Source organism: Paracoccus sp. (in: a-proteobacteria) (assembly GCF_047973135.1).
GTDB lineage: Bacteria > Pseudomonadota > Alphaproteobacteria > Rhodobacterales > Rhodobacteraceae > Paracoccus.
In genome coordinates this window covers 1-9,837 of record NZ_JBKEBL010000262.1, presented here as the reverse complement: position 1 = coordinate 9,837, position 9,837 = coordinate 1, and the positions used below count along the sequence as shown (strand labels likewise).

General features: G+C 61.3%; 6 protein-coding genes. 3 read left to right on the top strand and 3 right to left on the bottom strand.

The annotated features are described in order from the left end of the window. Positions 1 to 1,925 (bottom strand): OmpA family protein (locus ACK5L9_RS19590; protein WP_416913138.1); only part of this gene is annotated, 1,925 nt, incomplete at its 3' end. A gap of 62 nt (positions 1,926 to 1,987) precedes the next feature. Then, positions 1,988 to 2,926: a 4-hydroxybenzoate octaprenyltransferase gene (gene ubiA, locus ACK5L9_RS19585; RefSeq protein ID WP_416913137.1), complete on the bottom strand. Its 939-nt coding sequence runs from the start codon at positions 2,924 to 2,926 to the stop codon at positions 1,988 to 1,990. Between the two features lie 15 nt (positions 2,927 to 2,941). Here ubiA and ACK5L9_RS19580 point away from each other — a divergent pair, with 15 nt between their 5' ends. Together ACK5L9_RS19580 and ACK5L9_RS19575 are read left to right on the top strand one after the other, a co-directional pair. Beyond that, positions 2,942 to 3,661 (top strand): 16S rRNA (uracil(1498)-N(3))-methyltransferase, encoded by a 720-nt coding sequence (locus ACK5L9_RS19580; protein WP_416913136.1) that lies wholly within the window; start codon positions 2,942 to 2,944, stop codon positions 3,659 to 3,661. Between the two features lie 130 nt (positions 3,662 to 3,791). Further along, positions 3,792 to 4,454, top strand: coding sequence for a VPLPA-CTERM sorting domain-containing protein (locus ACK5L9_RS19575; RefSeq protein ID WP_416913135.1), 663 nt, complete (start codon positions 3,792 to 3,794; stop codon positions 4,452 to 4,454). 75 nt (positions 4,455 to 4,529) lie between these two features. Here ACK5L9_RS19575 and ACK5L9_RS19570 read toward each other — a convergent pair whose 3' ends face one another. Then, positions 4,530 to 5,255 carry a proteasome-type protease gene (locus ACK5L9_RS19570; RefSeq protein WP_416913134.1) on the bottom strand — a complete coding sequence of 242 codons (726 nt, stop codon included), beginning with the start codon at positions 5,253 to 5,255 and terminating at the stop codon, positions 4,530 to 4,532. 781 nt (positions 5,256 to 6,036) lie between these two features. Between ACK5L9_RS19570 and ACK5L9_RS19565 the strand changes: the two genes are divergently transcribed. Further along, a partial coding sequence (locus ACK5L9_RS19565) for an SdrD B-like domain-containing protein (RefSeq protein ID WP_416913133.1) occupies positions 6,037 to 9,837 on the top strand: 3,801 nt, incomplete at its 3' end.

The window sequence follows — 9,837 nt, the reverse complement described above, 5'->3', positions numbered from 1 at the left end:
TTTTCGGGCCCGGCCGCCGTATAGGGTGGAATGGTCAGCGTTTCAGCGGTGGCACCGACCGAATCGGCGTGGTTGGTCACGCCGCTGACCGTAACCGGCGCAGGCAGGGGCTCGTTCTGCACCGGAATGTCCGAAACAAGACGAAATTCGATCCTGCGATTCGCCTCGCGGCCGGCGTCGCTGTCATTGCTGGCGATGGGCTGGCTTTCGCCATAGCCGCGCGCGGTCACATTGGCGATGTCGATCCCTGCCTCGCCCATGGCCTTGACCAGCGCCTGCGCGCGGGACCGCGACAGGCTGGCATTGAACCCTTCGGAACCCTGAGAATCGGTGTGGCCGCCCGCCTCGATCCGGAAGCTGGCGCAGTCCTTCATGACCTCGGCCAGCTTGTCCAGCGTCGGCGCGGGATCCCCGGCGATGGTGGCCTTGCTGGGTTCAAAGCCCATCTCGGATTCGGACATGATGATGTTCAGCCGATCCACGCATTCCTCGCCATCGGGCAGGCCCAGTTCCGGGTCCAGCCGCCGGTCATAGCGTATTGACAGCTCATAGGCGGCCCCCGCGCCAAGGCGGCGTGCCAGCAGGCTGGCCGCGCGGTCGGTGGCGCGCGGATCGCCCGAAGTGCCGTTCAGCCGTACCAGATCGGGCGTTACCCGTGCCTGGCCGTCGTCCAGCACCGCAATCGCCTCAAGCGCGGCGATCACGCGGACCGTCCAGCCCGAGGGCACCGTCTCGTCGCTGCGCAGATTGCCCTGCACCTTCGCAAAGCGTGCGCGGGCAAAGCTGTCCACGGCCTCGCGCATGCGCTGATCGGCGATGCGTCCGCGAATGGTCAGATCACCATCGTCCAGCGTCGCGGCGAACTCGACCGGGCCCTGATCGGCGTCGGCAGCCTGCTCCTGCTGCGCCTTGAGCGAGAACATCCGGGGCAGGGCCTGTTCCAGATTGCCGACCACCTCGTCCAGGCGGTCGCGGTTGGTTCCGGCCGGGGCGAACAGCGCGATTTCCGCGTCCGAGATCGTCACCGATCCCCGCCCAAGCGCCGCCACGGCCTGAATCGCGGCTACTGCGGCGTCCGCCCAGTCAGGGGTTGGCGCCCCGAGGGCAAGCGTGCAGTCGGGCGTGCCCGCCGCACCCGCGCGCACCGCCGCCTCTTGAATGCGGCTGCGACCGGTTTCGTTATCGGCGGCGCAGGCGTCGAAATGCGGGCCCTTGTCATCAATGATGAAGCGCAGGGTAAAGGGGGTGATGACGGGGCGGGGGGCGGAAATCCGGCTGTCCAGCCGGACCCCGGCAGGCAGGCTGCGCCGCATCTTGCTTTCCAGTTGCCCCTTGTCGGCGGCGCTGTCGGCCAGCGCGGCAATCTGCACCAGCCCCGGCGAGATCGAGATTTTCGCCTGCGGCGTCAGCAGCGCGATCGACAAACCATAGCGGATCGCCGCGTCCCAATTGTCGGGAACGGCATAATCGGCGGTTTCCAGCAGATCCGTGACCTTTGGCGGGTGGGGTTCGTCCTTCAGCAGCCGGGCCAGTGCCGTGCGGTCGGTCTGCGCCGGAACCAGCCCGATCAGCGAGATGCCGTCATCATTGCGCAGCAGTTCCACCTTGAACTCGGGCGGGGTGATCGCCCTTGCCGTTTCGATGGCCATGTCATCGACAATACGGTTGGAATCAACGGCGCTGGCCACCAGCGTCATGGCGCGAAAGCGTTCGACCTCTGAGGGGGCGGTGCCTTCCAGCCGGACCTGCAACCCGCTGGTCCGGACCTGTACCCAGTCATGCCCACCCGATTCCAGTGCCATCCGTACATCCCGCGCCGACCGGGTCTCGATGAAATCGGCGGCGGATCTGGCACCGTACCAGCACAGCCCGCCTGCGGCCGTCAGCAGGATCAGGGTGACAACAGAGCTACGCGTCAGCGCCATGTTCAGGGGCCTTATCCTGTGGCAAGCCGCATCGGTCTAGCCGCGTGAAACAGCCGGTGCAATCAAAGCACCCCGGCAACGGCAAGAAACAGCGCAAGGATCAAACCCGCATCGCGGTTGGATCGGAACAGCCGCAGGCAAATATTACCCTGATATGGCTGGAAAATTCTGAGCTGCCACAGAAGATGCGCGGCAAATCCGGCAAGCCCGGCAAAGGCAATCAACAGATTGCGACCGGGCAGAAAAATGGCGATGGCCAGCAGCAGCACGGTCAGGACGCCGAAACCGGCCAGATAGCGGGCGCTGTCATCGCCGAACAGGCGCGCGGTGGACTTGACCCCGATCAGCGCGTCATCCTCGACATCCTGATGGGCATAGATCGTGTCGTAAAAGATCGTCCAGGCGATGCCGCCCAGCCAGGCGACAAAGGCGACCGGATCGACGCGCCCCATATGCGCGGCATAGGCCAGCATCACCCCCCAGTTGAAGGCAAGGCCCAGAAAAATCTGCGGCCACCACGTGAACCGCTTGGCAAAGGGATAGATCGCCACCAGCGTCAGCGAGGCGACCCCCATCAGGATCGCCACATGTCCCAGCGTCAGCAGGACGACAAGACCCAGCAGCGCCTGCGCGATCAGCCAGACATAGGCTCCGCGCAGCGTCACCTGCCCCGAGGGCAGGGGGCGCGACCGGGTGCGGGCGACGCGGGCGTCGAAAGCGCGGTCGGTAATGTCGTTCCAGGTGCAGCCCGCGCCGCGCATGGCGATGGCGCCGATGCCGCAGGCAAGCGCGATCCACAGGTCGAACAGGCGCGGGCCATCCGCCATCATCGCCAGCCCGACGCCCCACCAGCAGGGCAACAGCAGCAGCCACGTCCCGATGGGCCGGTCGGCGCGCGACAGCCGCAGCCATGGTCTCCAGGCCGCCGGGGCCAGATGGTCCACCCAGTTTCCCCTTGGGGCGTCGATGACGGCCTCTGGCGTTTCGTTCCGGCTTTGCATAGCGTCGCGCCCATCATGACGAAGATCAGACTGTTCATAGATCACCCTCTGGCCGCGGGACAAGCCGTATCGCTTGAGGCCGCGCAGGCCCATTACCTGTCCGGTGTCATGCGGCTGCGCGCGGGCGATGGGATCGCGGTGTTCAATGGCCGCGATGGCGAATGGCTGGCGCGGATCCTTGAGGCAGGCAAGCGGGGCGGGCGGCTGGAGGTCGTGGCGCAAACCGCCCCGCAGCGGAACCCGCCCGATCTGTGGCTGCTTTTCGCGCCGATCAAGAAGGCCCGCACCGATTTCATCGTGGAAAAGGCGACCGAGCTTGGCGTCGCACGCATCCGGCCCGTCCAGACCGATTTCACCAATTCCGAACGCATCCGCCAGGATCGCCTGCAAGCCCACGCTACCGAGGCGGCCGAGCAATGTGGCGGCACCTTTGTGCCGGGCGTGGACGACCTGTCACCCCTGTCGCGGCTGCTGGATGGCTGGGATCCCGCGCGGCGTATCCTGTGGGCGGACGAGGCGCTGGCCGGTCCCTCGCGGGTTCTGGCCGGCCTGCCAGCGGGTCCGTGGGCAATTCTGATCGGTCCGGAAGGCGGCTTTTCCGAGGCCGAACGCACCCGTCTGCGCGCGATGGATTGTGTGACCCCTGTGGGTCTGGGGCCGCGAATCCTGCGCGCCGATACGGCTGTCTGTGCGGCTGTCACGCTGTGGCAGGCAGCGCTGGGTGACTGGGGCTGACCTGTGCCCGTTAAGGAAGAGTCAAGGAAAACGTCGCGCAGGTATCCTGCATGCATATATACTGTCTTGACGTACGCACAAATATGGTATTTTTTTTAACTAAACTGTTTCTTATGTTTTGGGGTGTAGTATGCGCTCATCTGTCTGTCTGGGGGCTGCGGCCCTGTTCTTTGGTTCTGCGGTCGCGCAGGCAGCGACTGTCAGCCCCGTCAGCTATGACATGCCTCAGGGCGGTAGCGGTGCATTCAGCTATCACGATGACTCCTATAGCGGATACAATCATCGCGGTTTTCTGTATCGTGGTGCGGGGGAGCTGACCGACGGCGTGATCGCAACGCAAAGCTGGAATGTCGGCAACGCGGCGAAATATGTCGGCTGGCGCGGCAAGAATCCGGTGATCGACTGGTTTTTTGACGATGAATATGACTTCGATTCGGTGACATTCTGGCTTGACGATACCAACGGCACCGGCGGAGTGTCTGCACCTGCCAGCGTCACGGTCACGACGGCATCGGGCAGCAGCATCTTTGCTGTCGCCGATCCCGTTGCTGGCGGGCCGTTCAGCTTCAGTGTGGATCTGCGCGGCTTTGGTGTGATGGACCGGTTTTCGACGATGCTCACGCGTTCGGGCTATTGGATCATGTTGAGCGAAGTCACCTTCAATGTCGCGACGCCCAAGCCGGTGCCGCAGGTAGCCGGCCTGCTGCCGTCGGTTCCGCTGCCTGCGCCAGTCCTGCTGCTTGGCGGCGGATTGGGTGCGTTGGGCCTGATGCGCCGTCGCCGCAAGACCTGACTGCGCCGTCAACTGCGATACGTGATGCCGCCCCGCCGGGCGGCATTTGTGTTTTGCTGTCCGTTTCCAGTCGCGTCAGACCGAAACCTTGACGAAACTGTCGCGCAGGGCGTTGGACCAGGCCGCGCTCATCCGCATGAAATCGACGTCCCCCTCGTCGATGCGCCGCCGCAAGCTGACCTTGCAATCGTCCTTTTCGATGACCGCCAGATCCAGCGGCATGCCCACTGACAGGTTCGACCGCAAAGTCGAATCCATCGACAGCAACACCGCCTTTTGCGCGTCGGCAAGGCTGGTTTCGGGCGTCACCACGCGGTCGAGGATTGGCTTGCCGTATTTATGCTCGCCGATCTGAAGGAACGGCGTGTCGTCAGTCGCCTCGATGAAATTCCCCTCGGGATAGATCAGGAACATCCGCATGTCGCCGCCCCTGCGCTGCCCCGCGACGATAAAGCTGGCCGACGCCTGCTGGTTCAGGTCGCGCAACTGGTCGGCAATCTCGCGGCGGGTGCGGGACAGGGTATGCCCGATGATCGACGCCGCCTGCAGCATCGTCGGCGCCTTGAGGATCGAGGTCGATTCGTCGGCCATTTCATCCTCGATCGCCTCCTCCAGCTGCGCCAGGGTGGTTTGCGTCACCGACAGCGATCCCGCAGTCATGATGGTGATCACCCGCTCGCCCGGTTCTTCGAAGAAAAACATCTTGCGATAACAGGCGATATTGTCGAGGCCGGCATTCGTGCGCGTATCGGACAGCAGCACCAGCCCCGCATTCAGTTTCAGACCGACGCAGTAAGTCATTGGATTTGTCCCGGATCAACTGGGCGCAATCTAGGGGCGCGGCCAGCGCGCCGCAATCGTCCTTTCGCAAGGCAAGGCGATTGTGGCGGAAATGTCAGCCTGTTGCGGCCCTGTCCGTGACAGACGATTCGCGGGGGGAAACGACACGGCCCGGCTGAAAGGCCAGAATCTGGCCAAAAGATCAGCCACGCCCCCCCCTGCGACGAAAAAGACGTTTGAGCCGCAGGCCGAACTTGTGCGTAAAATTGTGGCTTTTGCGGCGGTCACAGGGGTTCACGGCATGCTACTAGACGGTATTTTTCTACGTCTGGCAGCCCTGATCCCTGTCTGCGAAAAGCGATGCCGCGGGGACCGGATTCCCCGGCCGGATGCATCTGACGTCGTCTGCTGCGGCGCGGCAAGAACTTTTGACGCAATTTCAGAGTTTTGGAAACAGAATCACCATTCTCAATACGAGAGTTTCCCTTTGGTATGCTCGCCCGCAACTTTTTCGGGCATCAAACCTGAGCAGAAGTTTTCTCCCTTCGATGGTGGTTAATCACTTAATGGGCAGCAATCCATAGATGTTTGTGCAGACATTATACAATTTTAAAGTGTATTTTAATCTGATGAGATTTCTACCAATTGCGCAAACATAACATTTGTTTAACAACCTATAGTTGATAACTATAGAAAATTTTAGGGATTTCCCATGCACATAAACAGGTGGTATCTGTAAAGCCGAATTGGTCATCCCAGTTCATATTTGGTGCAGCCTTTTGCGAGTCAAGGAGAGACCAGCATGTCGGGAACGACAGTAGAACGCTTTTTCAACTACAGTTGGACAGACCACGGAGAGATCAGCGGCGGGCTGACCGTCGATGTTGACGGAACCAACGACTGGTGGAACTATGCCACCAGCACCCGCGACCCTGGCGTTGTCGGGAGTCTGGTCCAGCTTCTGGACGTCTATGGCAATGTCGTTGCTGAAACCCAAACCAGCAGCACCGGTCGCTATAGCTTCAACGCGAAGCCCGGCGACTATTTCGTGAAATTTGTTCCCATCAATGGCTATGATTTCGTCCCGATGGACATCGGCAGCTCGGCGGATGCTGATTCGGATGCGCGTCAAAGCGGTGTGACCGACATCATCCATCTTCGGGCCGGTAATGCCTATCTGAATATCGACGCCAGCATCAATCCCGGTGGCGACACGGTCGCCATGGTCAACGGTGCGGTCGCCGCGATGCAGACCAGCCTTCAGCAGCCGTCGCCCGCGACCTATTCTTATGGGTTCGCGACCGCTCCGCTGTCCGCCGAATATGACGACAACGCCAGCCGCGTTCTTGGCAATGAACTGATCTATAACGGTAATTTTGAAAATCACGACAATGCCGGTGCGATCGGCTTTTGGAATTACTACAGCTTCAAGGGGTGGTCGGCGGCTGGCCCCAGCAGGTTCATCGAACTGCAGACCGGTAATTATAACACCGGTAACAAGGTAGGTAACGCCATTGTCGAACTTGATGCCACAGCCGGCAAGGCCGAGGGCATCACCGCGCGCTTTACCGCAGCCGAGGCGGGCGTCTATCAGGTATCCTTCGATTACGGCGTCCGGGCCTATGATTACGCGTACGAGCCCTGGTGGCACGATTCGGCGTCGAACGGCATGCTGGTCAGCATAGATGGCAAGCAGGTCCAGCATGTCGGTCCTGGTGTTGATGCCAATTTCAAGATGGGCTTCCAGCACCGCACCTTCGATGTGTATGTCGAGGCCGGCACCCATACCGTTACCTTCATGGAACATGGCTATGACATGGCGTCGTCCGACGACGGCCTTGGCGCGCTGCTGGACAATGTTTCCGTCCGCAAGGTCAATCTGGTCCACACGACGGGCAACATCAACGGCACGCTGTATTATGACGGCAATCTGGACGGCCAGCAGAATGATGGCGAGCAGGGCCTTGCGGGCAAGACCGTCTATCTGCTGAACAACAACATGTATTTCGTCTATGGTCCCGATGGCGCGCCGGTCAGCGCCGTGACGGATGTAAACGGAAATTACACCTTCAGCGGCATCAACCCGAACGTGTATCGCGTCGCCTTCCCCGACGCCCAGGGCACGGGCCGCGATCCGAACAACAACCCCGTACAGGTCGGCACCAGCTTCCATGTCGAGGCGGGCAAGGTGACGATGGGTGTCGATTACGCGGGCCATGGCAGCAAGACCAGCACGTCGATCAAGATCTGCGAAAACGAAACCTTCGTGAAAGAGTTCCAGACCGACTGCAAGCTGATCTCGGAAGACGTCTACTTCATGGTGGACGAGCCGGTCTGCGCGCGTCTGGGCCGCGTTAGCTTTGACGAGAACCCGACAACCGGTTGGAACAACTCGACCACCACTGCGGTTCCCTACTACGTTTTCCTTGACAAGCCCGCGACGACTGATCTGACCTTTACCGTCAAGCTGACCGTCGATCCGGATAAGGTCGCCGTTGGTGCCAATGGCTATGCGCCTGACGGATTTGCCTATCTGACCGATCGCGCGAACGAGGTTAACGCCCCGCGCTATGAGGAATACGAGGTCACGGTCAAGGCCGGACAAAGCAAGTCCGGGCCGGTCTATGTCGGCACCGAGGCCGCAGCCCTGAACTATACCTTCGGGATCGAGATCGAGAACATCTATAACCACGATCTCGATGAGGATTGCGCCCGTGTCCAGCGCGTCGTGACCACTCCGGTGGCGATCGACCTGAACATGGACGGCAAGATCGGCGTGACCGGCGCGACGACCTCGTCCAACAAGACCGGCCTGAAGATCGGCGATACCGTGCATTTCGACATGAATGCCGACGGCAAGGCCGAGCGGATGGAATGGTTCGACGGCTCGGGCGACGGTATTCTGGTCGATAACCGTGACGGCAACGCCTTTGTTTCGATGAATGGCGCGCGCCTGTTCGGCACCGATAACGGCAAATATTCCGACGGTTACGCCAAGCTGCGCGCGCAGTTCGACTCGAACGGCGATGGCGTGGTCAAAGGGGCCGAGCTGAACGGCCTGGCGCTGTGGGTCGATGACGGCGATGCCGTGGTCGAGAGCGGCGAATTGCAGTCGCTTTCGGCAAACAGCATCACCGAGATCTCGGGCCGGGTCAGCACCCAGACCGATGCCTTGGGCCGCCAGATCATCCGCTCGACCGTGCAGCGTGATTTCGAGGCCACCGGCAATGTAACCTATCGCCTGACCGGCCCCGACGCGGCGCTGTTCACCGTCGATGCGCAGGGCAATGTAAAGTTCAAGGCGGCGCCCGACTTTGAAAACCCGCTGGATAGCGGCAAGAACAATATCTACGAAGTCACGCTGATCCGCGACACCGATGATCCGACCTGCAAACCGCAAAGCGAAAACCTGCGGATCGAGATCTGCGACAAGCCGTCGCTGGGTGATACCGTCTGGTATGACACCAACAAGAACGGCGTTCTGGACGGCGGCGAAACCGGCGCGGCAGGCGTGACCGTCAAGCTGCTGGACGCGAACACCAACGCAGTAGTTGCGACGCAGGTGACGGATGCGAACGGCAAATACCTGTTCGACGACCTGAACGCGGGCAATTACAAGGTCATGTTCGTTGCCCCCAGCGGCTACGAGTTCACCGTTGCGTCCCCGGCCGGTCCCGAGGCGGCCAATAACGACTCGGACGCGCGTGCGGGCGGCATGACCGGCACCATCATCCTGAGCGAAGGTGAGCATCAGCTTAATATTGATGCGGGTCTGATCCAGAAAGACACCGGGACGGCATCGCTGGGTGATTACGTCTGGTACGACAAGAACGCGGACGGCATCCAGAACCATACCACCGAAACCGGCGCCGCAGGTGTGACGGTGCAATTGATCAACCCGGCCACCGGTGCCGTGTTGGCCACCACCACCACCGACGCCAGCGGCAAATATCTGTTCAACAACCTGAATTCCGGCGACTATCAGGTAAAATTCATCTCTCCCAACGGTTATGAATTTACCAGGGCCAGTACGTTTAATGCGGACGAAGTGCCCTATGATTCCGATGCCAACCAGACCACCGGTCTGACCGGCACGATCAACTTGTCCATCGGCGAGGCTGAACGCGACGTCGATGCGGGTCTGGTGCAGAAAGACACCGGTACGGCCTCGCTTGGCGACACGGTCTGGTACGACGCCAACAAGAACGGCACGCTGGATGCTGGCGAGGGCCGGGCGCAGGGCGTGACGGTTCAGTTGATCAACCCGACGACCGGCGCGGTGATTGCAACGCAGGTGACGGATGCGAACGGGAACTATCTGTTCAGCAACCTGAACGCGGGCAATTATCAGGTGAAATTCGTGGCCCCGAACGGGTACGAGTTCACCACGCAAAGCACGGTTGCCCCGGATGCTGTGAATAATGACAGCGATGCGGGGACGGGCGGTCTGACCGGCACGATCAACCTGTCCATCGGCGAGGCTGAACGCGACGTCGATGCGGGTCTGGTGCAGAAAGACACCGGTACGGCCTCGCTTGGCGATACGGTCTGGTACGACGCCAACAAGAACGGCACGCTGGATGCTGGCGAAGGCCGGGCGCAG